Source organism: Nostoc sp. (genome assembly GCF_036917515.1).
Classification (GTDB): Bacteria; Cyanobacteriota; Cyanobacteriia; order Cyanobacteriales; family Nostocaceae; genus Nostoc.
In genome coordinates this window covers 1-25,464 of record NZ_JBALDE010000065.1, presented here as the reverse complement: position 1 = coordinate 25,464, position 25,464 = coordinate 1, and the positions used below count along the sequence as shown (strand labels likewise).

20 protein-coding genes are annotated in these 25,464 nt (G+C 38.5%); 8 read left to right on the top strand and 12 right to left on the bottom strand.

What is annotated here, in order from left to right:
• Positions 1 to 601 precede the first annotated feature (601 nt).
• The 8 genes from V7K89_RS08070 to V7K89_RS08035 form a co-directional block, all read right to left on the bottom strand.
• The gene (locus tag V7K89_RS08070) at positions 602 to 1,567 is read right to left on the bottom strand and encodes a HEAT repeat domain-containing protein (RefSeq protein ID WP_335186012.1); all 966 of its coding nucleotides are present in this window, start codon (positions 1,565 to 1,567) and stop codon (positions 602 to 604) included.
• Positions 1,568 to 1,586: 19 nt separating this feature from the next.
• Positions 1,587 to 1,814: a 4Fe-4S dicluster domain-containing protein gene (locus V7K89_RS08065; RefSeq protein WP_012408944.1), complete on the bottom strand. Its 228-nt coding sequence runs from the start codon at positions 1,812 to 1,814 to the stop codon at positions 1,587 to 1,589.
• A 187-nt stretch (positions 1,815 to 2,001) separates the two neighbouring features.
• Complete coding sequence (locus V7K89_RS08060) at positions 2,002 to 2,463, bottom strand: GNAT family N-acetyltransferase (RefSeq protein ID WP_335186010.1); 462 nt, start codon at positions 2,461 to 2,463, stop codon at positions 2,002 to 2,004.
• A gap of 24 nt (positions 2,464 to 2,487) precedes the next feature.
• Positions 2,488 to 3,270 (bottom strand): class I SAM-dependent methyltransferase, encoded by a 783-nt coding sequence (locus V7K89_RS08055; protein ID WP_335186008.1) that lies wholly within the window; start codon positions 3,268 to 3,270, stop codon positions 2,488 to 2,490.
• Positions 3,271 to 3,341: 71 nt separating this feature from the next.
• Entirely contained in the window at positions 3,342 to 4,037 is a 696-nt protein-coding gene (locus tag V7K89_RS08050; RefSeq protein WP_335186007.1) for an HAD family hydrolase, read from the bottom strand.
• A 63-nt stretch (positions 4,038 to 4,100) separates the two neighbouring features.
• On the bottom strand, positions 4,101 to 4,820 hold the full coding sequence (locus V7K89_RS08045; RefSeq protein WP_335186005.1) for a pyridoxine 5'-phosphate synthase: 720 nt from the start codon (positions 4,818 to 4,820) through the stop codon (positions 4,101 to 4,103).
• A gap of 13 nt (positions 4,821 to 4,833) precedes the next feature.
• Positions 4,834 to 6,543 carry a fumarate reductase/succinate dehydrogenase flavoprotein subunit gene (locus V7K89_RS08040; RefSeq protein ID WP_335186003.1) on the bottom strand — a complete coding sequence of 570 codons (1,710 nt, stop codon included), beginning with the start codon at positions 6,541 to 6,543 and terminating at the stop codon, positions 4,834 to 4,836.
• A 28-nt stretch (positions 6,544 to 6,571) separates the two neighbouring features.
• Positions 6,572 to 7,630 carry a sulfonate ABC transporter substrate-binding protein gene (locus V7K89_RS08035; protein WP_335186001.1) on the bottom strand — a complete coding sequence of 353 codons (1,059 nt, stop codon included), beginning with the start codon at positions 7,628 to 7,630 and terminating at the stop codon, positions 6,572 to 6,574.
• A gap of 361 nt (positions 7,631 to 7,991) precedes the next feature.
• On the opposite strand from V7K89_RS08035, the gene V7K89_RS08030 reads away from it, so the two are divergent.
• A complete protein-coding gene (locus V7K89_RS08030) occupies positions 7,992 to 8,267 on the top strand; it encodes a hypothetical protein (RefSeq protein ID WP_335185999.1) in 276 nt (91 codons plus the stop codon).
• 160 nt (positions 8,268 to 8,427) lie between these two features.
• Here the strand turns inward: V7K89_RS08030 and V7K89_RS08025 are convergent, their stop codons facing one another.
• Together V7K89_RS08025 and V7K89_RS08020 are read right to left on the bottom strand one after the other, a co-directional pair.
• Positions 8,428 to 8,919, bottom strand: a complete 492-nt coding sequence (locus tag V7K89_RS08025) for a hypothetical protein (protein ID WP_335185997.1) — start codon at positions 8,917 to 8,919, stop codon at positions 8,428 to 8,430.
• 343 nt (positions 8,920 to 9,262) lie between these two features.
• Positions 9,263 to 9,418: a hypothetical protein gene (locus tag V7K89_RS08020; RefSeq protein WP_335185994.1), complete on the bottom strand. Its 156-nt coding sequence runs from the start codon at positions 9,416 to 9,418 to the stop codon at positions 9,263 to 9,265.
• A 1,340-nt stretch (positions 9,419 to 10,758) separates the two neighbouring features.
• On the opposite strand from V7K89_RS08020, the gene V7K89_RS08015 reads away from it, so the two are divergent.
• The 5 genes from V7K89_RS08015 to V7K89_RS07995 all read left to right on the top strand — a co-directional run bounded on the left by V7K89_RS08015 (position 10,759) and on the right by V7K89_RS07995 (position 16,852).
• Positions 10,759 to 11,988 carry a sedoheptulose 7-phosphate cyclase gene (locus V7K89_RS08015; RefSeq protein ID WP_335185992.1) on the top strand — a complete coding sequence of 410 codons (1,230 nt, stop codon included), beginning with the start codon at positions 10,759 to 10,761 and terminating at the stop codon, positions 11,986 to 11,988.
• 4 nt (positions 11,989 to 11,992) lie between these two features.
• On the top strand, positions 11,993 to 12,826 hold the full coding sequence (locus V7K89_RS08010; protein ID WP_335185990.1) for an O-methyltransferase: 834 nt from the start codon (positions 11,993 to 11,995) through the stop codon (positions 12,824 to 12,826).
• A gap of 58 nt (positions 12,827 to 12,884) precedes the next feature.
• Positions 12,885 to 14,282, top strand: coding sequence for an ATP-grasp domain-containing protein (locus V7K89_RS08005; RefSeq protein ID WP_335185988.1), 1,398 nt, complete (start codon positions 12,885 to 12,887; stop codon positions 14,280 to 14,282).
• 362 nt (positions 14,283 to 14,644) lie between these two features.
• The gene (locus V7K89_RS08000) at positions 14,645 to 15,697 is read left to right on the top strand and encodes a D-alanine--D-alanine ligase family protein (RefSeq protein ID WP_335185986.1); all 1,053 of its coding nucleotides are present in this window, start codon (positions 14,645 to 14,647) and stop codon (positions 15,695 to 15,697) included.
• Between the two features lie 234 nt (positions 15,698 to 15,931).
• Positions 15,932 to 16,852, top strand: a complete 921-nt coding sequence (locus V7K89_RS07995; protein WP_335185984.1) for a beta-1,6-N-acetylglucosaminyltransferase — start codon at positions 15,932 to 15,934, stop codon at positions 16,850 to 16,852.
• Positions 16,853 to 16,975: 123 nt separating this feature from the next.
• Here the strand turns inward: V7K89_RS07995 and V7K89_RS07990 are convergent, their stop codons facing one another.
• On the bottom strand, positions 16,976 to 17,779 hold the full coding sequence (locus V7K89_RS07990; RefSeq protein ID WP_335185982.1) for a phytanoyl-CoA dioxygenase family protein: 804 nt from the start codon (positions 17,777 to 17,779) through the stop codon (positions 16,976 to 16,978).
• A 479-nt stretch (positions 17,780 to 18,258) separates the two neighbouring features.
• Positions 18,259 to 19,686 carry an MFS transporter gene (locus V7K89_RS07985; protein WP_335185980.1) on the bottom strand — a complete coding sequence of 476 codons (1,428 nt, stop codon included), beginning with the start codon at positions 19,684 to 19,686 and terminating at the stop codon, positions 18,259 to 18,261.
• Positions 19,687 to 20,877: 1,191 nt separating this feature from the next.
• Here V7K89_RS07985 and V7K89_RS07980 point away from each other — a divergent pair.
• On the top strand, positions 20,878 to 23,475 hold the full coding sequence (locus V7K89_RS07980; RefSeq protein WP_335185978.1) for a sensor histidine kinase: 2,598 nt from the start codon (positions 20,878 to 20,880) through the stop codon (positions 23,473 to 23,475).
• Positions 23,476 to 23,538: 63 nt separating this feature from the next.
• Positions 23,539 to 25,299: a PAS domain-containing sensor histidine kinase gene (locus V7K89_RS07975; protein WP_335185976.1), complete on the top strand. Its 1,761-nt coding sequence runs from the start codon at positions 23,539 to 23,541 to the stop codon at positions 25,297 to 25,299.
• Positions 25,300 to 25,464: the final 165 nt, after the last annotated feature.

Here is a 25,464-nt window from a genome sequence, read left to right as displayed (position 1 = left end):
TCCGCAAGCAACTGGAGTACTTCCCTACCTTGCGAGCGGCAATGGAGTATGTTCTGAGTTTAGTGTCCTAACCAACCTGGCGGTTGCTATAACACGGAACATATCAATCAAATCAAGCAGAAACATAACCCATAATTTGATTTAATTGAGCTCTATATTACACTTGTATTTTCCATAATTAAGTTTATTAATAAAAATAATCTCATTCTTTATATTAATAGTGTTTTGAGTAAGTGGAAAATATTTCCTATTTGTCTCAAAGGATCACAAAAATCATGGGATGAGTATATGTTTTTAATAATTGAAGAAGGAAAAGTAGATATACTAAAACTACACAACAAACTATATACAGGTATATTAGCTGAAGATTTCAGGAAAAATTTATTATTTGTTCCGCATTAACGTTAGGAAAATTTATAAAAGATACAGATAATTTTTTGCAAGTGTTAGAAGAATTACAAAATTTAGATTTAAATTATCGTTGTTTTGTCAATAAAGTTCACCTCATAAATATTGTTGATGAGCAGAGGTCAATAATTTGGAGTCAGGAATTTGTATTGCGAAACTAGCAAAGCTTTAATCATGTTGGCATTTCCCCTAGTTATTTACTGCTCCCTTGAGACTTTTTATCTGTTTGTATCTTCTGAATTGCCCGTTGCGCTTGGATAGACACTTCTTTGTCAGGGTCATCTAAGGCTTGTTTTAGGGGGTTAATAACGTCGGGATGAGCTAAATTTCCAAGTGCGATCGCAGCTTCTTTTCTTACATCTGCATATTCATCTGTTAATGCTTGAATTAATCTTGGCATAACTTGAATATCTGGAATTTTTTGCAAAGCTTGTGCTGCTGATTTTCTCACTTGCCAATGTTCATCATTTAAAGCTATTTCTAATTTTGAAATTGCTTGATTATTTGCATGAATAGCCAGAGATTTAGCTGCATTCCGGCGAACTTGCCAGTCACTATCATTTGTAAGTGCTTGACAAAGTATTATAATCACTTCTGCATCTTGTAAATGTTCTAAAGTTAAAGCAGCTGCACGACGTACACTTGCTTCCTCATCAAAAATTAAATTTAAAGCTTGCGGACATTTTTCTAATTGATTGATATATCGCAGTGTCGTAACGGCTACTTCTCTTAACTCCGGATTTTTTGATTCTAAAAATGGTAAAATATTGGGTAAAGATTGAATATCATGTATCTTCTGCAAAAGCACTAAAATATTTAATTGAATATTTACATTATTATTTTGGAGCTTGTCTAGTAAAAGTAACAATTCATCTTGTGTAATTAACTCACTTAATGCTGATGCAGCTTCAGTGCGAATATCTGTATCTGCTGAACCGAGGCATTCAATTAAGGCAGGGATGGCAACTGGATTAGCAATTTCCCAAAGGGCAGATATTGCTATTTTCTGAACAGTAATATATTCGTCTTTTAAAGCTATAATTAAAGCATCGATTGTTTCGTCATCACCTAAATGTTGCAAGGTTTTGACAGCTACTATCCGATCATTTACGTCAGGCGATCGCAACATTTCTAGCCAATAATTGAGGTCATCATTCATTAATTTTTACCACAGATAGTTAACGTAATAAAAAGGGAATTTGCACAGTAATTGCATTGGTTGGACATTCTTTTTCACAAGGTAGACAAAACCAACACTCATCATATTTCATGTAGGCTTTGCCTGTTTCTGGATTTTTCGCCAATACATCCAAGGGACAAACTTCAATACAAGCTGTGCATTTTTCTAGACATTTCGATTCATCAACGATTACAGGAACATCTATTCTCTGATTGATTAAAGCCATAAAATAACTCCATAATTTTGTACTGAAACTGGTAATCGGTAAAATAAATGGGTAAGCTTACATAAATTATCTCACCGTTGTAGGTTGTTTAGATGCATACGATGTAGTTCATTAAAATATTTAAATCATAGACAAGCATTAAGGAGACGGTGAGTGACAAATGTATTAATTAACTACATATTTTTTACTAAAACAATTTTTTATGAAAAGTTAATGATTGTTTGATATTGGTATAACCAATTTTCTCATAAAACAAGTGAGCTTCTTGGCGTTTAATATTAGAACGTAACAGAACACTATCACATCCAGCTAGAGAAGCCCACTGCTCAATTTGCTGCATTAAAAAACGTCCAATTCCATTATGACGATAATCTTTATCTACAACTAATCCCAAAATAATCGCTGGAGTTGGAATAACTATTGAGTCACAAATATGAGCGTGCGCCCAAGTTATTACATATTCATTTTCTAAAATTGCAACATACACAATATGAGTATCGTCATTTTTAATTTTAGTAAGGCGCTGCTCTATTTGTTGATTTGTCACAGAATATTCAAGTTGTTCGCAAAGACTAGCAATTCTCTCTACATCTTTAATCTCAAATTGTCTAATTTTAATTTTCTCACCTACACTAACTTTGTTTATCATAATTTAATATTAAATTACAATTATTTAGTTATCCAGCGTTGCACGGATAAAACGATAGCCTATATCAATCTCTGTCAAATTGTAAATATCACTATATTTTTTACTCCATTCTCCACTACTTAAATCTGCTACAAGTAACTTTACTCCTTGCTCAATTAAATCTTGATTAGCTAAAGCAAAAGACGATATTCCTGCACGTACTTCTGGTTGAAGATATAACTCTGGTCGTCTCCAGCCTGCTGCTGCGAATAAATCAGATAAATCGTATGGTAACAAAAAGGGTATGGCTTCAACACGCCTCTTAGTATTACTCTGAATTAAATTAACCTGTTCATTAAGTGGTAAAAATCGTAACGCATCTTCCCACAAAAACGGAAAATAATCGTAAAGCCATATCTTCTGAGCTAATCTAATATCAAAAGTTAACAAAATTATTGCTCCATCTCTAATTATTCTGTGCATTTCCTGAAAAGCTTTTTGGAGATGAGAAAAGTGATGAATTGCCAGGATACTTACAACAGCATCAACAGACTGATCTGCTATAGGTAAATTTTCTGCATAGCCAGTAAACCACTTAATTTGCTGATGTTCTACTGCTTGTTTTTGCATAACTACAGAAGGTTCAACAGCATTAACAAGAAATCCTTTATTAGCTAGCGCTAGACTGTAACCACCAGTACCAGCGCCAATATCAGCTATAATGCTACCTTTGAGTAAATTGAGTAAATCAATTAATTTATTGACAATACGGATATCAGGAACGCGAGTTTTTGAGTATTGTTTACCAATTGAATTATATATAGACATATTAGAAAATTCCTCAAAATAATTTAAAATAAACTATTTACAATTTAATTTTATATTAATAAAAAAATCTATTATTTAAAAATATCTAGCAAATTTAAGAGTTCATTTATCATAAACTTTGGTTTTGCTTCTTGTGGTAAATTTTGATTTTTTTTGTTGTAATAGCAAAAATCCATTTTGACTTGTGTTGCTCCCGCATAATCGTGCTTTAGAGAATCTCCAACGTAAAGAACTTCTGCTGATGTTAAATTTAACTTAGATAAAGCATGATAGAATATCTCAGGAGATGGTTTAGCAAAACCAATTGCTTCAGAAACTACAATTGCTTCAAAAAAATGCTCAATTCCAGCAGCTTGCATTCTTGGTAGTTGCGCTGATATAAAACCGTTCGTAATGACAGCCAAACGATAATTGCGTGCAAGAACAGTTAATACTTTATATACATCAGGTTCCAAGACACTTGAATGATTAAAAATCTCCCAAAAGATTTCTCCGAGATGGCTAATTTCCTCTATTTTTAGATTTAACTCAGTTAGTGTACTTTCATAAGACATCTCGATTAACTCATTAGGAGTAAAAACATCTCGCTGTCTCCAATACTGAGAGCTATAAGTTTCATATATTTGTAAAAAAATAGTTTCAGTTATTCCATGTAAATTTAACGATATTGCACAAGCTTCTAGCGTGCCAAGAATAGCTTTGCGCTCACACAAATCAAAATTTAATAATGTATTATCCAGGTCAAAAATTATGGCTTTGTAACACATATTCATTTAACTAAACTGTAATACATTTACCAAATATCGATGATTTTGTATTATTAATTATAATTAATTAATATAAAGAATTTTTAAATACTCCTTCACAGCATTAAATAGTCCTATGTCTAAAGCATCTGCAATTAGGGCATGACCAATCGAAACTTCAAGTATATTAGGAATTGAACAAAATTTTTCTAAATTATTTAAGTTTAAATCGTGCCCTGCATTGACTCCTAAATCAATTTCTTCAGCTTTGTTTGCCGCTTGTTGATACTTTTTAAAAACTGATTCCACATAATCTTTACGAAAAGCTGTGGCATAAGGTTCTGTATATAGCTCTATGCGATCTGCCCCAATTTCTTTAGCAAGTTCGATTTGAGTTAAGTCGGTATCTAAGAATAGGCTGACTCTGATTCCAAGTTCTTTTAACTCTTGGATAATTGGTTTGAGCCAAAAGCCATTTGTAGCTAAATCCCATCCGTGGTCTGAGGTAAAAGCGTCAGGTGCATCAGGAACCAAAGTACACTGTGTTGGCTTTACCTCTCGTATTATGTTTAAAAATTGAGATGATGGATTACCTTCTATATTGAACTCAACAGTTAGCATTTCTGCCAATTCATAAACATCTTTAAATTTGATATGTCGTTCATCTGGACGTGGGTGAACTGTAATTCCATGTGCGCCTGCTTGAATGCAAGTAGAAGCTGCCTTAATTACGCTTGGTATACCAAAACTTCGAGAATTTCTGAGTAGAGCAACTTTGTTAAGATTAACACTGAGATTTATCATGAGATAAAATATATTACCTGACAGCTACATTGTATAATTCTTTGGCTGAATCTATTTCCACAATATAGGGATCTACAGGACGCTTAAACAATATCATTTGTCCTGATTCATCTTTCTTTAAATTGACATGGCAAAACCATTCATCATCATTCTTTTCGGGGTAATCTAAACGGTAATGATAAAGTCCCCAACGAGTTTCTTGACGATATAATGATGCTCTGGCTGCCATTTCTGCACAGTCTCGAATAAAATGCACTTCTATGCAACGCATTAATTCATGAGGGTCACGAGCGCCCATTACATCTAATGTTTGTTGATATTGAAGAAAATGTTTCAAGCCAATATCAATTTTGTTACCTGTTTTTGGTGGTTGCAGATAATCATTCACTAAGCGTCTTAATTTGTATTCTACCTGGGTGTGAGGTACACCGTTCGGACGAGTTAAAGGTGCATAAATTCTGGCTTTTTCTGTTTCTAAAAAATCTGTATCTGGTTCGACAAAATCAAAATCTTGGATATATTTAATAGCATGAGTTCCGGCTATGCGACCAAAAACAAATGCCCCAATCATATAATTATGGGGAACGCTGGCCATATCTCCGGCTGCATATAAACCTAGGATGGTTGTTTGAGCGTTTTCATTCACCCACACACCAGAAGCACTATGACCACTACATAAGCCTATTTCAGAAATGTGCATCTCTACGCCGTGGGTGCGGTAATCTTCATTTCTACCTTGATGAAAACGTTCTCTACTTGGTCGTTCATTCGCCCAAAGTATAGATTCAATCTCAGCGATTGTATCTTCATCCAAATGGGTCATTTTTAATTGAACTGGGCCTTTTCCAGAATTTAATTCTTTCCAGATTTCCAACATCATTTGACCACTCCAATAGTCACAGCTAATGAAGCGATTTCCTTCAGCGTTGGCTGTATGTGCGCCAAAAGGCCCAGCGACATAAGCACAGGCGGGGCCGTTGTAATCTTTGATTAAAGGATTAACTTGAAAGCATTCAATATTACTAAGTTCTGCACCTGCATGATAAACCATTGAATAGCCATCTCCGGCATTGGTAGGATTTTCATAAGTGCCGTAGAGATAGCCGGAAGCAGGTAATCCTAATCTGCCACAAGCACCTGTACACAGGATGACTGCTTTAGCTTGAATGACAATATAATCACCGTTTCTGACATCAAATCCCACCGCACCAATAGCACGTCCTGCTTTGACTAATACACGGGTTGCCATGACGCGATTTGTTACTTTGACTTTGTGGCGTTTAACTTGGCGAGTGAGAATGGTTTTGAGGTCTTTACCTTCTGGCATTGGTAAAACATATTTGCCCACACGATGCACTTGTTTTAAGTCATAGTTGCCTTGGGCATCTTTTTGAAATTTCACACCCCAACTTTCTAATTCTTGGATGACTTCGTAACCTAATTTGCCTGTTTGATAAACGGCTTTTTGGTTGACAATCCCATCGTTAGCAAGGGTGATTTCGCGCACGTATTGTTCTGGTGTAGAATGACCGGGAATGACTGCGGTATTCACGCCATCCATACCCATTGCGATCGCACCACTCCGTCGGATGTTAGCCTTTTCTAAAATCAGCACCTCTGCATCTGGATTCGCTTGTTTGGCTTTAATTCCAGCCATTGTCCCGGCTGTACCGCCACCAATGACAAGTACATCAGTTTTTATTTGTTGGGTGTTGATGTCCATTCTTTTTTATGCGAGTAGGGAGAAACTTCTAAGATTTATTACCGTTCCAAACAATATCTTTGACTTGGATTTGCTTGGGAACCAGTTTGATTTTGTAAAAAGTATCGGCAATGTTTTGTTGCTGAGTAATTACTTCATCTGTTAGCGGTAAAATGCCATACTTTCGTCGTTTTTCGGCATTTTCTAATGCTGCTGCAGGAATACCTAACTCTGGTTCTAAAAACTTGGCAACTTCTTCTGGATTATTTGTTGCCCATTTGTTTAGTTTGCTGACTTCATCTAACAGGGTTTTCAACAAATCTGGATGAGAATTAACAAACTCTTGACGCGCAAGATAGTAACCCCGATTCGGTGCTAAATTTGTCGCATCTGTCAATGTCCTAACCTTTGTGTCGTGTTCAACTGCTGCTAAGTAAGGGTCCCAAATTGCCCAAGCATCAACGTTACGACCAGTAAATGCTGCACGGGCATCTGCTGGTGTTAGATGTGCTGGTTGAATGTCACTATACTTTAATCCGGCAGCTTCTACAGCTTTGACAACAAGATAGTTAGCGTTCGAGCCTTTAGCAAAGGCTACTCTTTTCCCTTTCAGGTCAGCAACCCTTTTAATTGGTGAATCTTTCGGTACAATAATTGCTTCGGCTTTGGGACTCCAAGGATCATAAGCAACATAAAGCAAGGCAGTACCTCCGGCTTGGGCAAATATTGGTGGTGATTCACCTGTATAGCCAAAGTCAATACTACCTGCGTTCATTGCTTCTAGCATGGGTGGGCCGGCGGGAAATTCTGCCCATGTCACCGAAGCACCAGCAGTCTTTAAAGTTTGCGCTAAATTGCCTCGATTTTTGAGAGCACTGAGAATAGTCGCTGCTTTTTGATAGCCGATACGAACTACCACACCTTGATTTGCTGTCTGTGTTGCTACAGAGTTGCCTGTATTGTTGGCAGAACACGCAGATATCACAAGAGTTAAACTTAACCCACAGGTAAAGAATAAAGCAAATATGCCAATTCTGGATATTTGATAATTTTGAAGAAAGCTACTGACAATCCTCATCAGTCGATGTGGTAAATACTTGCTGAACATAAGTACATTAAATTACAAGCAATATCAGTACTACGATAAATAGAGCAGCTTACCGTATTTTACTGATAGAATATTCACATAGATAAGCCGCAAATGCAAGCTCCAAAAAAGTATGCCTATAACAATACCTTTGCCAAAACTCGCTTGTCTCGCTTCAAACAGCTACAAAGCACACCTTGTTAATTAAAGGGACAACCATTTTTTTCCCATGTAATACACGGTTGACTGATATCTGAAAATTGTAGAAAATTACAGCCCAATCTCAACCATTTGAATTAAATAAGGATGCTAGCATCAGCGAACAGCTTGACCAAATTGAAGCTTACTGAAAGTTCTTTCCAAACGACTTGACCGTTTAGAAATGGTAATTAGCCGATTGGAAAAACAGATGGTAACGCCACAAAATAATTCTACTGTTGTTGAGTCCGAAACTGATGCAGATATTGTCCAACTTAACTCTGCTAACCAGCCACCAGCAGACGTTGACATTTTAGAACATTTGACGAAACGCCAAGCACAGCAACAACAAGCTGCCTGTGCCGATGCTTTAGTTGGATTTGCCAAAGTAGCTGGTGAATTATTTGACCAATCTCCCCAAACAGATATCGCCATTAGATTTTTGTTGCACTCAACTTAATGAATCCTAAACATTTAAAAAACTGGTTTACTAATTGCTGTTACTGTACCTCATAACACCGGGAGCTGCTGTATATAGCGAAAAGACGCAAAGAAATTCTTTGCGTCTTTGGTGTGAGATTTATAAGTGGGCATTCTCACCGTTATACTTCTCCATCTACTTAAAATTGCTCCCGCCAGCACCAGCTTAAAAGTGTACCACCAGCTACCAGCTTAACTACTTCCAGTAGCCAATAACTACCGTGTAGTAAATTCATTGTCGATGGAATAGCAGCAGCAGCTTCAAATAGGTTGAGTTGAACTCCTATAGCGCACATCTGCGGAGTTAAGAAATAGGTATCAAGGACAGCTATAATTAGCAGTAGCACAGATAAAACAATACTGCCAATACTCCAATGATATCGGGTTTTGCTCAAAGCTAGTGCCCCAGTCAGCACTACAGCAGCTGATAATAATTCCATCCGATTGAAGTTCCAAAAAATCGTATAGCCTGCTATCGTGAAACCAGCTTGGCTCATCATCCCTGAAAGATAAAGGCTAGGCATAATTACCCAGTCTAAAACTAGACTAGCACTGAGCCAAAAGCCCAAGGTCAATACGATCGCGGTTTGCCAAATTGGTCGTTTGAATTCAAGGTTAGAAATAGCAGTCATAAAATAATTGCGTGTGTTGTATTTCTCTAGTTTCTAACTTCACCAGCAATTTGACAACTAATATCAACTAACCTTTACAATCGCGATCGCTCTTAGCATTCTGAAGTTAATACCAAGATTTTTTAAACTAAGTTAAGAAATTTTAAGATTTTCGAAAAAGTAATTGAAATAGATTTTGCCTGTTAGAAATACTCAACTTTTTATATTGTAAAGTAACTAAGCGATCGCACTCACAGATTCCCCCCTTTGGCAGCTATCAGCTATCTAGCACAACAGTAATAGATTAATATTGTCAGTTTTCAATGCAGATATGATTTAAAAACAGCCTGTGTTCCATAATGTCTTAAACAACGCCACTTGCGATCGCATCTCGTGGCAAGATTTTGCTATCTATGTGAATTAGTGTATTGTTGAGTTCATCTGGGAAATCGCGATCTTTTACCCGTGAATCTGCCTGCAAAAGTGAAACATTGTATGTAAACGCATCTAGAACCAACAAAAGCGACGGATTTCGGGCAACGTAACCTAACGCATAATTAAATTCACCAGATATCTGTTACATCAAGTCCGCTTAATTACTTATGACTACTGCATCTGTGCAAAAATCCCAAAAGCCTCTTTCCCCCAGCAAGAACTGCAATCTAAATGATAAGTCTTTAGTGAGACACAATATTAGATATAGCTGCTCTATAATATACTTTGTTGTATCAAAGTATCTATCTTAAGAAATATTTTTTTAGAGATGTTTGGTTATATAGTACACTTCGCATGGTGGATTGACTTAAAGATGTTTACAGATGTTATGATTTGTATTGCTGTAATGTTATGATTTGTGTTGTACTTTTCAGTTACCAACCTAGTAAATTATTTGCTAGTTTAAGCTGAAAAGGTTTAATTTAGGACTAAGAAGGCAATTCAAGCAAACTTAGAAACCTTTGATATACACAAGCATTCCTTAAAATAGTTAAACTTTTGTTACAAGGAACTTAAATATATTTAAATTCTGAATTATCAGGAGTTGTTGAGATAGGTATGTTGATTACTGAGCAGCAAATTAACTTAGTAGAGGTATATTACTGATATTTGGAATAGAATGCAGTGAGTCATTTTTGTTTTTAGCGATTTTATGGTTTAGGACTAATGCAAAAAAACAGCGAGATGAGGATTAATCATTTCTGTAACATCAAATGTCAGCCTAGAGATAGACAATGATAAACAATACGAGTAGTTTACTAAAATATGAGTTTTGCAAAGTCTAACGATCGGCAAGTTGCTAAAGATAGATATAGTGGAGTTAATAAAAATTCAGGTAAACTTCCTAAAAGTCCACTGTTATTCTGAAGCAAACGAAATGTAGCAAGTTTAGTAAATAAGGTTTGAGACTAATGCTAATAAACAGCGAACTAACGATTAATCAGGGTTCTAATCTCAAATTTAAGCTTGGAGAACAACGGTATAATCAGTTGTCTAGGCTAGAGTTTTTGCGGAATCGTACAGTGGGAAAGCCACTATATTTAGTATGAATTTCCCAAATTTAAAGTCAACAATCCCCAGAAACAGGCAAGTATTATACCAATATATTGCTAGTAGGGCTAATTGACTTGTTTGAGGTTATGCCGAATTACAAGGTTAACCCATCTAGACAATTTACTTAAATGAATGGTGTTGTTTTAAAACATTACCAGTCAGTAATAGCGTTAGCTTTTTATTGAAAGCTAATTTTGTCCTGTCTTTATCTGAAAGGATAAAGAGCATGGTTGCTTGCTGGCATACATTAGGGTAAATCGCCATTAGTTAGCGAAATCTCACAACTTTTTAATTGGAATCAGGTCAACACACATGAATAAAGTTCAAGCATCATTTGAAGCTACAGAAGCTGCGTTTCACGTGGAAGGTTACGAAAAAATCGATTTTAGTCTTGTCTATGTGAACGGTGCATTTGATATTCAAAACAGAGAAATTGCAGATAGCTATGCAAAATTTGGTCGCTGTCTGACTGTAATTGATGCCAATGTCCATGAACTTTATGGCGATCAGATCAAGTCATATTTTAAACACTATGACATTGAACTGACGGTATTTCCAATCATTATTACAGAGCGAGCTAAAACCCTGGCAAGTTTTGAAAAAATTATTGACGCTTTTTCGGACTTTGGCTTAGTTCGTAAGGAACCAGTCTTAGTCGTTGGCGGTGGTTTAATTACTGATGTGGCTGGATTTGCTTGCGCTGCTTACCGTCGCAAGAGTAACTACATTCGCATTCCTACCACATTGATTGGTTTAATTGATGCAGGTGTAGCAATTAAGGTTGCAGTTAATCATCGTAAGGAAAAAAATCGCTTAGGAGCATATCATGCACCTTTGAAAGTAATCTTAGATTTCTCATTCTTGAAAACCTTGCCAACCGCTCAAGTTCGCAATGGGATGGCAGAGTTAGTGAAAATTGCGGTAGTTTCTAACTTGGAAGTCTTTGAACTGCTATACGAATATGGCGACGAACTGCTTTCTACTCACTTTGGACATGTGAATGGTACACCGGAAATTAAAGAGATTGCCCATAAACTTAACTACGAGGCAATCAAAACCATGCTGGAGTTAGAGACTCCTAACTTGCATGAAATAGACCTTGATCGCGTCATTGCCTACGGCCACACTTGGAGTCCTACCCTAGAATTAGCACCTCAGATACCCCTATATCACGGTCATGCGGTCAATATAGATATGGCTTTGTCTGCAACCATTGCAGCACAACGGGGTTATATTCCAACACAAGAGCGTGATCGCATTCTAGACTTGATGAATCGTATCGGTTTAGCACTCGATCATCCTCTATTAGATGGGGATTTACTCTGGTATGCTACTCGCTCTATAAGCTTGACACGAGATGGCAAACAACGCGCAGCCATGCCTCGTCCAATTGGTGAATGCTTCTTTGTCAATGATCTGACTCGTGAAGAACTTGATGCTGCCTTAGCTGAACACAAACGTCTTTGTGCTAAATACCCTCGTGGCGGAGAAGGGGTTGATGCATACATTGAAAGTCAAGAAGGCAAGCTAGTAGGGGTCTGAAAATATGACGAGTGTTTTAGGACGAGAAACAGCTAGACCAATAACGCCACACAGCATTTTAGTAGCCCAGCTACAGCAAACCCTGAAATTAGCACAAGAGAACAACATTCCTGTAGAGATATTAGATTCTTTACGGCAGGGAGTTCAATTAGCAGCGGGTTTAGATCCCTACTTGGATGATTACACCACCCCGGAATCAAGTGCACTGACAGCATTAGCGCAAAAAACTAGCAAAGAAGACTGGAGCAAACGCTTCAGCGATGGTGAAACAGTGCGTCAACTAGAGCAGGAAATGCTCTCAGGACATCTTGAAGGACAGACATTGAAAATGTTTGTTCATATCACCAAGGCAAAGCGCATTCTAGAAGTAGGAATGTTCACAGGGTATTCAGCCTTGGCAATGGCAGAAGCATTACCAAGTGATGGACAACTTATCGGTTGTGAAGTAGATCCCTATGTTGCTCAATTTGCTCAAGCCTGCTTTAGTGAGTCTCCCCACGGCGACAAAATCGTTGTGGAAGTAGCACCTGCTCTAGAGACACTCTACAAGCTGGCTGCCAAAAATGAAGTATTTGATCTGATCTTCATCGATGCGGATAAAAAAGAGTATGTAGAGTACTTCCAGACGATTTTGGATAGTAACTTACTGACTCCCGACGGGTTAATCTGTGTAGATAACACTTTGTTACAAGGACAAGTTTACCTGCCACCCGAACAACGCACCGCCAATGGTGAAGCGATCGCTCAGTTCAACCGTATTGTTGCCACCGATCCTCGTGTCGAACAAGTTCTGTTACCCATCCGAGATGGTATAACCTTAATTAGACGCGTAGTGTAATAAAGTTTGTAGAGACTAGCAATTACTAGTCTCTACAATAAACACAAAGGAAAGACCTATGGCACAATCAATTTCTTTATCTCTGCCTCAATCTCCAACGTTATCAACGGGTATTAAGGTAAAGGTAGTAGCTTTATGTAAGACTCTCGGTACTCTGACATTATTGCTAATAGCCTTGCCGTTCAATGCCCTGATAGTGTTGATATCTTTGTTGTGGGGTATTGTGCGTTCGCCATTTAGGAAAAAAGCTGTCCTAGCTGCCCATCCTCAGACAATCTTGGTAAGTGGAGCCAAGATGACTAAAGCATTGCAACTTGCCCGCTCCTTCCATGCCGCAGGACACAGAGTTATTTTGATTGAAGGTCATAAATACTGGTTATCTGGGCATAGATTTTCCAAAGCGGTGAGTCGTTTTTATACAGTTCCGGCTCCGCAATCAGACCCAGAAGGCTATATCCAGGCGTTAGTAGAAATTGTCAAGCAAGAAAAGGTTGACGTTTATGTACCTGTATGCAGTCCTGTCGCTAGCTATTATGACTCCCTAGCAAAGCCTGCATTATCAGAATACTGCAAAGTTTTCCATTTTTATCCAGATATAACCAAGATGTTGGATGATAAATTTGCCTTTAGCGAGCAGGCGCGATCGCTTGGTTTATCTGTCCCCAAATCTTTTAAAATCACAGATCCTCAACAAGTTATCAATTTCGATTTTAGTCAAGAAAGCCGCAAATATATTCTTAAAAGTATTGATTACGATTCCGTTCGCCGCTTAAATTTAACCAAACTTCCCTGCGACACCCCAGAAGAGACAGCAGCCTTTGTCAATAGTTTACCCATCAGTCCAGAAAGACCTTGGATTATGCAAGAGTTTATTCCTGGTAAGGAATTATGCACACATAGTACAGTGCGGGATGGGGAATTAAGATTGCATTGCTGTTCAGACTCTTCTGCTTTTCAAATCAACTATGAAAACGTCGAAAATCCCCAAATCCGGGAATGGGTACAACATTTCGTTAAGAGTTTGGCACTGACTGGGCAAGTTTCTTTCGACTTTATCCAAGCCCAAGACGGTACAGTTTATGCCATTGAATGCAATCCCCGTACTCATTCGGCAATTACAATGTTCTACAATCACCCTGGTGTTGCAGATGCTTATCTTGATAAAACTTCCCTAGCTGCACCTTTAGAACCCCTAGCAAGTAGCAAGCCAACTTACTTCATATATCACGAAATCTGGCGAATAACTGGTATCCGTTCCTGGAAACAATTGCAAACATCAGTTAATACTCTAATGCGGGGAACTGATGCCATTTATAGTCTTAATGACCCTATACCATTTTTGACTTTGCATCATTGGCAGATTCCCTTACTTTTGTTGAAAAATCTCCAACAACTTAAAGGATGGGTAAAAATAGACTTTAATATTGGCAAACTAGTGGAATTAGATGGCGATTAAAATAAAGCTTTTCCATCACTCTGCTCAAAAAATCTCAGCCTAACTTTTAAACAATAGACAGAAACTAAGTTTGGAGCTTTGTTTTCTAACATTATAGCTAAAATCATTAGTTTTGCCTGAAAGTCTTATTTAGCAGAGATTATTGTTTTTTACTCTCTCCAAAGTGATGTAAGAAGGATAATTCGTAATTATTAATTAAACACTTTTAGATACAGAACTGTTATATGTAGCCTTTAATAATCACAGAGGTAGATCATAGGTCTCTTTTCACTTGCGGGGAGGGGTTGGAGGTAGGATTCTTGTACCTCACAAGGACTGAAAACCGCTATATAAATTCTAAGAATATATAAGGAAGATAAATCATGCCAGTATTTCGTATCCTTCATTTAGTTGGCTCTGCACACAATAATTTTTACTGTGATTTGTCACGTCTTTACGCCCAAGACTGTTTGGCAGCAACAGCAGATCGCTCGCACTATGACTTTCAGATCGCATATATCACACCCGATCGCCAATGGCGATTTCCTCCTTCCCTCAGCTCTGAAGATATTGCTGACACCAAACCGATGACTCTGGCTGATGCCATACAGTTTCTAACAGCACAAAACATTGACATTATGTTACCACAAATGTTTTGTATCCCTGGAATGACTGAATACCGCGCTTTATTCGACTTGCTGAAGATCCCTTACATCGGCAATACTCCAGATATTATGGCAATAACGGCGCACAAAGCCAGAACCAAAGCAATTGTTGAAGCAGCAGGGGTGAAAGTGCCTCGTGGAGAACTGCTTCGTCAAGGAGATACGCCGACAATTACACCTCCAGCGATCGTCAAACCCGTAAGCTCCGATAACTCTTTAGGGATGGCCTTAGTCAAAGAGGCTACTGACTATGACACTGCTCTTAAGAAAGCCTTTGAATACGCTTCGGAGGTGATTGTAGAAGAATTCATCGAACTCGGTCGAGAAGTTAGATGCGGCATCATTGTCAAAGACGGGGAACTAGTGGGTTTACCCCTTGAAGAGTATTTATTAGACTCCCACTCCAAACCCATCCGCAGCCATGCTGATAAACTCCAACAAACAGACGATGGCAACTTGGGTTTTGCTGCTAAAGATAATAAGAAATCTTGGATTGTAGACCCAAACGACCCGATGACCCTAAAGGTTCAGCAAGTGGCTAAGAAGTGCCATCAGGCTTTGGGTTGTCGCCACTACAGTTTATTTGACTTCCGCATCGACCCAAAGGGACAACCTTGGTTTTTAGAAGCTGGCTTATATTGTTCTTTTGCCCCAAAAAGCGTGATTTCTTCTATGGCCAAAGCAGTGGGAATCCCTTTAGATAAGTTATTAATCATGGCGATTAATGAAACATTGGGCAGTAATCAAAAGGTGTTGCAGAATTGCTCGTGAATTTCTCGACATAAATTTTTCTGCTTGTAGTGGGTAGGAGAGCGATCGCTGATTAATAAGTTGGTTAAGGTAGCGCGATCGCTTTCAAAAGTTTTTAGTTACTAATTTATTATTCGATTTATTTTCCACGACTTAAAGCGATTACCTTCTCTTTTCCTCTGGTCGCCGCTGCGCGAACAAAAACGCTAATACTTTCCGAAACAATCTTTATCAAAAGCCATATAACTTAAGCAAATGTCTAATTCTCCTAGTAATTCGATAGGTTTTGTTTTACTAACTCATACAAAACCTCAACAAATTTACAAGCTAATAAACAAGTTAAATAAAATGTTTAATTATCCTGTAATTGTGTGTCATCATGATTTTTCAAAATGTGATTTAGCTGTAGATACTCTCTCAAAAAATGTTTTACTAGTACGTCCTCACTTACAGACTGAGTGGGCAGACTTCTCTGTTGAAGAGGCTACATTACAAGCACTTAAACTAATGTTCGAGGTATCAGATGCACCAGATTGGTTTGTATTACTCAGTGGAGCAGACTATCCCATTAAAACCGCAAGGCAAATATTGGACGATCTAGCCTCAAGTTCGTACGATGCTTATATTCAGTATGAACAAATCACCTATGAGACTTATAAAAGTGATTTAAAACCAAATATGTTATGGCTAAAAAATTCCTATCAACGATACTGTACAAAGTCGTTTTCTTTTCATTCCTCAAAAAAATACTTTGCTCAACTGAATATAGAAATACGTTTAGAACATCCCTTATTGACGAAAGCTTTTCTTCCTTTTTCAAAGAAGCTTGCTTGTTTCAGTGGAAGTCAATGGTTTTGTGCTAATCGCAAAGCTGCTGAGTACATTATCGATTTCCACGCGCAGAGAAATGCCGTAACTTTACATTACAGTAAGGTCAGACATGCAGACGAAGCGTATTTTCAAACTATACTTGCTAATGCACCTCACCTTAAACTAAAAAATGACCGTCGGCGATATATTGACTGGTCAACTTGGTCAACTGGATATCCTCATCCAAAAGTATTGCTAATGGAAGATTTGCCTAATCTACTTGCATCATCTGCTCATTTTGCTCGGAAATTTGACATTGATATAGATAGCAATATTCTTGATGAACTTGATAGGATTACATCCTAATGATTGCCTAATATTTTGATAAACTCAGGTAAATAAATCCTAGCTACGGTTGCTACTAAGAGTCGAGGACAATCTTTATAAGCGCTTCCTTAACAATAGCAGCAACCATCTGTAAATTCCTTACTAGCAATCCAGTTCAATTCTAGGAAACATATCGCAGTCTATTGGCTCACCAGGTTTTTTGGCTTTGAATGAATTAAATTCTGGTAAATCAATTTCCTCAAGAGGTCTAAAAGGCCATGCATTCGGGCGCTGATAGTAAGTAACATCATCGCCAGTCCAATTCGTCACCACTGCACGTCGTTGTGTGGAAGATATGTTGGTTACTGAATGATGAATTGTTAGAAAATGATGAACCAAGCAATCTCCAGGCTCCATATCCCAAGATAAAATTTCGTGAGGCTCTGGCTCTGCAAACCAAGAGGGGTTTGATCTTTCACGTAACTCTTTGCCCCATCGATGAGAGCCTTTGATATACTCTAATCGACCATTTTCTTGGTTAACGCTATCTAAAGCTAGCCAAATTTTACAACACTGCCAACCTTGTATGGGCCAGTAAGGTAGGTCGTTATGCCAGCCGACACGGCTGTTTGCTTTTGGCTTTTTAACAAAAAAGCCGTCAGCCAAAAAGTTCAGTTTTTCCGATTTCAGGACTTGAGCAGCGAGCGTTATTAGCGGAGATTCAAAAGCCAAAGCACGAAAATCAGCATCAGTGAGCCATAGGCTGTTGCCATGTTCTACATTATATTCTGGTTTGGTGATGCCTTTAACTTCTAGAGGTCCAGGGATTAATAGATTTTTGTCAACGGCTGTTCGCATCCGTTCTACCCAAATGTCATCCAAAACATTTTTGACGCAGATAACGCCGTCCCGCTCGTAAGCTTCAACTTGTTGAGGGCTAATTTTTGATGTGTCTACCTTGAGCATCGTAACTTTTTCAGATTTTGAAATTTTTTGAAATTTAACTAATTTGACTTAGATAAGCTAATTGGTATTCAAATTGCATATTGAGAGCGAAATTATAACCAGACAGCAACTAAATGCATATCAGATGATCTCGACTTTATCCAAAATTAAGAATTTAGTTTTCTTGATCGAGCAAAAACCTCAGTTTTTTAGCAATAAATTTCTTGATTTCACTGATAATTCAGTGAAATCAAAAGAGTAAAACTACTGTTATACAAGTGTTTCAGCTTTAGTTAAGCGTTGCCCAAAAATTGATCAAGTCGAGTTTATGTAATAACAGATTTTTCTAATCTGCTTTACTGACATTAACTTTGTTATTATGTCACAAATCTTTTTCACTATAGAGTAGATATGTAAGTTAACAGTTCTTCCTATAGGTGTATAAATCTTCAGTTTGAGTGCAACATTCTTTATTCACATCCATAACAAACAAATTCACCCTAACTAGCCAAATCTTTTTTAACAATGAGTGGCACAAGCGATGCTAATCGTAATACACCTGATACAATGAATACTTCCGCTATGCCAAAAGACGCAGAAAATTGAGCGATGAAGCCACCGATAGTTGCTCCTAAAGCACCACTTGCTCCAGCAACAGCTGCTGCTGTTGCAAAATAGATAGACTGATTTTTTACTGGTGCAATCTCTATCTGGAGATTGTTGTTACACAAGTCAACTCCTCCCCAATTACCCCCAATGAAAAGGTGTAATAGCGGCAACCACAGCCAGAGGTCGAGAGGACTAGAACCCATCCTCAGCCACAGCCAGGGTACGACAGCAATTAAAATTCCATTAGAAATTAGAATCGGACGATTGCCTATTTTATCTGCTAATCTACCCCAGACAATCAGCATTAGCATGTGTGCGCCTGCTCGCAGGCTGTTGTAGAAAGTTACCCAACTCACATCTAAGTTCAGGGTATCTAGCAAGTAGAGGTTAAAAAACGGGGCACTTAGGTTAACAGCAAACGTCCATGAACCGAAATAAAGTAGAAATATCAAAAAATTAGAGTTTTTCCAAATGCTGCTATCTATCTGGTTTTGAGGAGTTGGCATTTGCGGTAGAGAAACTGATTCAGATATCTCACTAGGTTCTTTAGGTGCCGAGTTTGACTGAATCTCACTGGTTTGAGATGAGTTACCATAATAAGTATTTTGTAATTGGGGATTTATATCTACCTGGAAGTACTGACACCCCAAGCTGACAATTCCAAAAATAATGCCTAAGAGCAAAATCACCCCATAGCCTTGGATAGACCCCCCATACCAATGTGATACAGCTAGACCGACTATTGGTAAACTGACCAACTCGGTTAAGTTGGCAAGGCTATTGCGTAGCCCAAAATATCTACCTCGTAATTGCCGTGGAACTAACATTGCTATCCAACTTAACCATGATGCAGTTCCTAGTGCTCCTAAAAGATGGCTACATACGAGAATCAAAAGCGACAATATCACTAATTGGTTGGAATTCAGCCCTCCCCAACTAAAGCTAACAATGCCAATTACTAAAATCAGCCATAGTAACCGACCAATTCCATGAGTGCTAAGGGAATACAGAAAGCGGCTAGTGCTGCGTTCAGACAAGTAAGCACCCACCGGCTGAAAGAGATTCACCAACATGGGGATAGCACTTACCATGCCAAATATTATCGGACTGGCATTCAACTCTACCAAAAAATTACCTAGCAAAATTCCGCCAGTACCAACAGAGAAAACTGCTGCGAAAATACCATCAACAGTAGAAGCCCTCAAACTGGTGCGAATAGCATCTTTAGAAATACGAGGGCTGAGTGTTGTTGATGGTGAGGCAATCTGAGCAATTTCTATAGAAAGAGGCGCACCTGTTTCAATTTGAGAAGAATCCATAAATCTAGTATTTAAGAAAGTAATTAGGATTTACACATCATACATATGTACTATACTAACTTTGGGCTTTTAAGCTGTGTCTAATATCATGTCCGGTTAAAGACTTATCATTAAGAACGCAGTTCTTGTTGGGGGCAGGGAGCAAGGGGAGAAAAAGTTTTCAGATTTTTTTGCACAGATGCAAGAATCATAACTAATTAGCCGGACATGATATAACACCCAAAAGAGTAAATATACAACTAAATAAGAGTTACAGTCAGCATTTGAAATGTATACATTCACTGAATGGCACTAAGAAAAGCTGAAACGCTCGTGGTCTAAGCAGTTTGCTTTCATATTTCATAATTCATACCGGGGTTTGGTCATCAAGGGGTAAATTTTTGGGCGACGTTTGCAGACTCTGTCGCATTTGTTTCTACTGACAGAGTATCGTTACGCGAGCTTTTTTTGACTTTCCAAACATTCTCTCAGAGAAATGCCCCCAAAATCTTCCATTACTAGTTTCTATTAATTTATAGCCGTTCATGCTATAAACTTCATGAATTGCTGTTATCATGGTTATGCTCTCAATAATCAAGACGGCTTGTCAAAAGTTTGACTTTTAGCAGCACATACAGCAGTTTGCAACAAGCGTGAGGTACAAAACCGAGGACTCAAAAATTAAATTATTCTTCTCCCTCCAACATAGCTGCTTCATGCCTCAAAACCAGTGATTTTGTACTTCATCCAAACGAAAACTGCTGTATATAGTTATTGTTCCTAAAATCAGGGTTTGTTTTTCAAAGATATGAAAATAAGCTGATGTGCAGATACTCTTACGCAAAGACACGGAGATGGTATTTGAATGACGATTAGCTTACTACAAAATTTTATTAATTAATCCCCTATTAGACATTTATAGAAATTAATTATTATCCATAAACCTTGTAGAGACGTAGCAGTGCTATATCTTTATATTCTCTTTGTATTCCTTGGCGTTTAAAAAAGCTACGAATTTATGCAAAACTGTACTTAGTGTTCAGAAAAGGATAAAACTTTTGCCTCAAAGTGACTCAGCACTCCTGAACTGATCGCTCTTTGACAAATGGTTCACCCGATTGGGTGAATGCGATCGCAGCATCCAGAACTACTCTGAAAGTAGAGCCACTTTTTTGCTGTTAGCGACTCGCTAAGAGCTAAAAAACTTTTACAATGGCTATGATTACCTTGAATATTATGCCAATTGCTTATATATCAAAGGGTCTAAGAGTGGATGAAATTGTAAAATCACCGCATAAACCAGATTTTCCACCAGAGAAAATCACTCTGTTGGAAACAATTGCTGCCAATTTACCGGGAATGATTTTCCAAATTCTACAACGGCAGGATGGTTCTGTATTTATCCCTTATATTAGTTCTGGTTGTAGATATTTGTATGAATTAGAACCAGAAGCTGTACAGGCAGACTTTCAGGTATTATGCAAACTGATTTATCCACAGGATATAAAAGCTTTTACAGAATCTATAGCTGTTTGTCGCAATACTCTTACACCTTGGCATTGGGAAAGTCGGATTGTTACGCCTAGTGGCAAACTTAAATGGATTCAAGGTACTTTGCAACCTGAATTACAAGCAGCAGGTGATTTTCTTTGGCATGGCTTGGTTATAGATATTACAGACCGAAAACAAGCCCAAGAAAAATTGCAAGAAAGTGAGGCACGGTATAAAGCAATTTTGGATGCTATCCCCGATTTGATGTTTCGCATCAGCTGCGATGGCGAGTATCTAGATTTGAAAAGTGAGGGCGCAAATATCACTCTATCGAGAGAAGAAATAGTTGGAAAAAATTTGCAAGAGTTATTGCCGAGTGATGTTGTAGCCATTAGCCAAGTAGCGATCGCTAAAACTTTAGATTCTGGAATTTTACAAACTTGTGAATATCAACTACCAACATCTTTGGGGGTCAGAGATTATGAGGCGCGGTTGGTAGTCAGTGGTACAGATGAGGTACTAGCAATTGTCCGAGATATCACAGAGCGCAAACAAGGAGAAGTCGCCTTACAAAATCTTGCCCAAAAATTTGCGAAAGCTTTTAGTTGCAGCCCTGATTCAATTACGATTAGCACGCTGCAAGATGGACGCTTTACCGAAGTTAACGACAGTTTTGTGAATCTTTCAGGTTATGGGCGAGATGAAGCAATTGGTAAAACTTCTTTTGAGTTAAATCTTTGGGTAGACGATCGCGATCGCTTAAACTTAGTGCAAGAGTTGCAAAGCACGGGAGTCGCTCGTAACTTGGAAATTGAATTTCGGCAAAAATCTGGTGAGATAATTACAAGCCTGCTTTCAGCCGAAGTCATTGATTTGGATGGTATTCCTGCCATTTTAGCAGTGCATCACGACATTACAGAACGCAAACAGGTAGAAGCACAATTACGCCTTTGTGCACAACGCGATCGCTTGTTGGCAGAAACCCTAGTGCGAATTCGGTCTTCGCTTAACTTAGAGGAAATTCTTCAAACCACTGTGACAGAAGTTAGGCAATTTCTCCAAGCAGATCGAGTTTTTATTGGTTTAAATAATGCTAATTTAGGAGTCAGAACTCTTGCTGAATCAGTAGATCCCAAATACCCATCAATTTCAGGCTGGTCTACTAGTGATGAAGCTTATTTACAAGAATTACGAAATTTACTAAAAGATAATCTTGTGCGTATCGTTGAAGACGTAACGCAAATATCAGTATCTCCCAAAGTAAAAGCGCACTTTCAAAAATTCCAAATAAAGGCGACTTTAACTGTACCAATTATGCTAGGTAATGAATTATTTGGTGCGTTAATTGCTAATCAATGCTCAGGACCGCGTGATTGGCAGCCAATAGAAATTGATTTGTTACAGCAAATGTCACAACAGGTAGCGATCGCGATTCAACAAAGCCAGATATGCCAAAAGCTAGCAAAACTCAACACTAATTTAGAACACCAAGTCCAAGAACGGACAGCACAGTTGCAGCAGAAAATGCAAGAAGTTGAAAATTTGCATCGTGTCAAAGATGTAGTTTTGCACACAGTTGCCCACGATTTACGAACTTCCGTGATGGGTAACTTGATGGTATTAAAGAATTTGTTAAATCAGGGAGTAGGGACTGGGAATCAAGGACAAGGGGAAATTATTGAAAAAGTCTCTTCCCAATCCCCAATCCCCAATTTCCAATCCCCAATCCCAATATCTCGCTCAATCATCGAGCGGATGATTCAGGGCAACGATCGCCAGTTGGCAATGATTAACTCATTGCTAGAAATTAATTCCGCTGAAAAAGAGGGTCTAGTAATCAAGCCCGAACCTGTGCAATTTAGCAATCTACTGAAAGAAATATTCGCCCACTTACAGCCTATACTGACACAAAACCAAGCGACTCAGAAGAACTTGGTTCCCGCCGAATTACCGTTAGTAATGGCGGATGGGACTTGTTTGCAGAAAGTTTTGGCACATTTGATCGCACATAGCTTGCACAATAATCCACCAGGATTAAATTTTACCCTGAGTGCCACCGTCGAGGGGGAAATGATTCGCACTCAGATTCAGGATGACGGTGTGGGAATGAGTAAAGTAGAGTGCGATCGCCTCTTCGATCTCCATGTCCGCGATCCTCAAGATTGCTGCTCTACAAGCATTGGCTTAAAAATGTATCTTTGTCGGAAAGTTATTAAGGCGCATGGCGGCGAAATCGGAGTTATGAGTAACCGCAAGCGTGGATTAACTTTCTGGTTTACACTACCTTTGTTCACTTCATCCGCAACAAATCGCCCATAAATCACCAAAAAATGAGAGGGTGTTATTTATGGCAATGTTGAGTAAAGGAAACACCCTCAAGGTATGGGCAAAGTTGCTCGGATGCTAATGGCTACTCCATTTACAACAGTGCAAAGCTGGTGGAGAAAAACCTTTTCTGCACCAACAACAGATGAAATCACTACTCTTTACAGAGCTTGGCGTAACCGTTTTTTGTGGCAGAGATTACGTTTATGGTTATGGCTGGCGCTGATTTGTCTGTTGTCTTTTGCTTTGCGAGACTTTTACGGCTTGTTTTTTCCTTTTGCATTGCAGCAACTACCAGAAGAACTTAGAACTCAACGCCTGGTAATTGATGTTGCAATGCTTGCAAGTATAATTATTTGCTTTGCCTTACATAAAACTAAATTAGGTCGTCATCGTCCAGATTTATTATTTTTAGGGTCTTCTTGGTCGATTAGTTTTGCGTCGCAGTTGTTTGCAACTCTTACTGGTTTCGCGCTACCGGATACCATTGGTTGGTCGCTGTTATTCTTGAGCCAAGCTGTGTTGATGCCTGTTTGCTGGATTCTTCACTTGCTGACTCAAGTGAGTGTGCTGATTTACTATTTTGGTGTGAATACAGCACTTGGGCTAAAAACACTAATCCCCGACCACCCAGGAATATATAATGTAACGTTCATTTTATACATTTTCTGGTTTTGTACTATATGTGACATCGGTGTTTATCTGTACGATCGCCTGCAACGTTCGGAATTTTTTGCTCGTCAAGAACTGGAATCTGCCTATCAAAAACTCAAGGTTGCCGAAGCTAAATACCGCAACATTTTTGAAAACGCCGTTGAAGGGGTTTTTCAAAGCAGTCCCGATGGACATTACATTACGGCAAATCCTGCTTTAGCCAGGATTTATGGCTACTCTTTAGCACGGGAAGTGACAGCAAATTTCACTGATATTGAACAATTGTACGTCGATCCGAACCGTCGGGCAGAATTTGTGCGCCTGATGGAAAAGTATGGCAGCGTTTCGGAGTTCGAGTCCCAAATTTATCGCCAAGATGGGAGTATTGTCTGGATTTCAGAAAAAGCATACGCAGTCCGCGATGAACAGGGAAAATTGCTTTACTACGAAGGTTTGATCGAAGACATTACCCAGCGCAAGCAAACTGAAGAAGAACTACGAGTATTTTTTCATGCAGTTTCCCACGATTTACGCAACCCAGTACTAGGTACTTTAATGGTGCTGAAGAATTTGCTTGCACGTTCAGAGGAAAATATTGTGATTTCCCGCTCAATTTTAGAGCGGATGATTCAAAGTAGCGATCGCCAACTGAACTTAATTAATTCATTGATGGAAGCTCATCTCAGCGAAGTGCAAGGTATTGTTTTGCAACGTCAAGCCGTACAATTACTGGCAGTTGTCGAAGCTGCGATCGCTGATTTAGAGCCATTACTAGCACAAAATCAAGCCCAGCTGACAAATTTGGTATCCGCAGATTTGCCATTAGTGAATGCTGATCCTACGCAGCTATGGCGAGTTTTTTCTAACTTAATTGTCAACGCTCTCAAACATAATCCCCCGGAATTGCTTTTAACAATCAATGCTACCCGTAAGGATAAGATGATTTATTGTACTGTTAGTGATAATGGCGTAGGAATTAGTCAACAACAAAGCGATCGGCTTTTTGACCTTTACTTTCGCGGTACAAGTATCGGCAATTCTGTAAGTTTGGGATTAGGATTGTATCTGTGTAAGCAAATTATCCATGCTCACGGCGGCGAAATCGGTGTAAACAGTGAATTGGATGCAGGGACAACATTTTGGTTTACATTGCCTATTAGCTGACTATAGCAGTCTTAAATCATTTGTGAAATATTTTCCTGTTGACTGTCATTAGTCATTAGTCATTTGTTCTTTGTATAGCAGTCGCCATCTTAGTTAGGACGTAGAATATATAGAGAAGTGATTGATTTCTGCATTCGTATGGCAAACCCTTACAGTTATGATCTA

Coding starts and splice junctions, on each gene's coding strand:
- V7K89_RS08070 (WP_335186012.1), bottom strand. CDS start 1,567: ATGAATGATGACCTCAATTATTGGCTAGAAATGTTGCGATCGCCTGAC.
- V7K89_RS08065 (WP_012408944.1), bottom strand. CDS start 1,814: ATGGCTTTAATCAATCAGAGAATAGATGTTCCTGTAATCGTTGATGAA.
- V7K89_RS08060 (WP_335186010.1), bottom strand. CDS start 2,463: ATGATAAACAAAGTTAGTGTAGGTGAGAAAATTAAAATTAGACAATTT.
- V7K89_RS08055 (WP_335186008.1), bottom strand. CDS start 3,270: ATGTCTATATATAATTCAATTGGTAAACAATACTCAAAAACTCGCGTT.
- V7K89_RS08050 (WP_335186007.1), bottom strand. CDS start 4,037: ATGTGTTACAAAGCCATAATTTTTGACCTGGATAATACATTATTAAAT.
- V7K89_RS08045 (WP_335186005.1), bottom strand. CDS start 4,820: ATGATAAATCTCAGTGTTAATCTTAACAAAGTTGCTCTACTCAGAAAT.
- V7K89_RS08040 (WP_335186003.1), bottom strand. CDS start 6,543: ATGGACATCAACACCCAACAAATAAAAACTGATGTACTTGTCATTGGT.
- V7K89_RS08035 (WP_335186001.1), bottom strand. CDS start 7,630: ATGTTCAGCAAGTATTTACCACATCGACTGATGAGGATTGTCAGTAGC.
- V7K89_RS08030 (WP_335185999.1), top strand. CDS start 7,992: ATGGTAATTAGCCGATTGGAAAAACAGATGGTAACGCCACAAAATAAT.
- V7K89_RS08025 (WP_335185997.1), bottom strand. CDS start 8,919: ATGACTGCTATTTCTAACCTTGAATTCAAACGACCAATTTGGCAAACC.
- V7K89_RS08015 (WP_335185992.1), top strand. CDS start 10,759: ATGAATAAAGTTCAAGCATCATTTGAAGCTACAGAAGCTGCGTTTCAC.
- V7K89_RS08010 (WP_335185990.1), top strand. CDS start 11,993: ATGACGAGTGTTTTAGGACGAGAAACAGCTAGACCAATAACGCCACAC.
- V7K89_RS08005 (WP_335185988.1), top strand. CDS start 12,885: ATGGCACAATCAATTTCTTTATCTCTGCCTCAATCTCCAACGTTATCA.
- V7K89_RS08000 (WP_335185986.1), top strand. CDS start 14,645: ATGCCAGTATTTCGTATCCTTCATTTAGTTGGCTCTGCACACAATAAT.
- V7K89_RS07995 (WP_335185984.1), top strand. CDS start 15,932: ATGTCTAATTCTCCTAGTAATTCGATAGGTTTTGTTTTACTAACTCAT.
- V7K89_RS07990 (WP_335185982.1), bottom strand. CDS start 17,779: ATGCTCAAGGTAGACACATCAAAAATTAGCCCTCAACAAGTTGAAGCT.
- V7K89_RS07985 (WP_335185980.1), bottom strand. CDS start 19,686: ATGGATTCTTCTCAAATTGAAACAGGTGCGCCTCTTTCTATAGAAATT.
- V7K89_RS07980 (WP_335185978.1), top strand. CDS start 20,878: ATGGCTATGATTACCTTGAATATTATGCCAATTGCTTATATATCAAAG.
- V7K89_RS07975 (WP_335185976.1), top strand. CDS start 23,539: ATGGGCAAAGTTGCTCGGATGCTAATGGCTACTCCATTTACAACAGTG.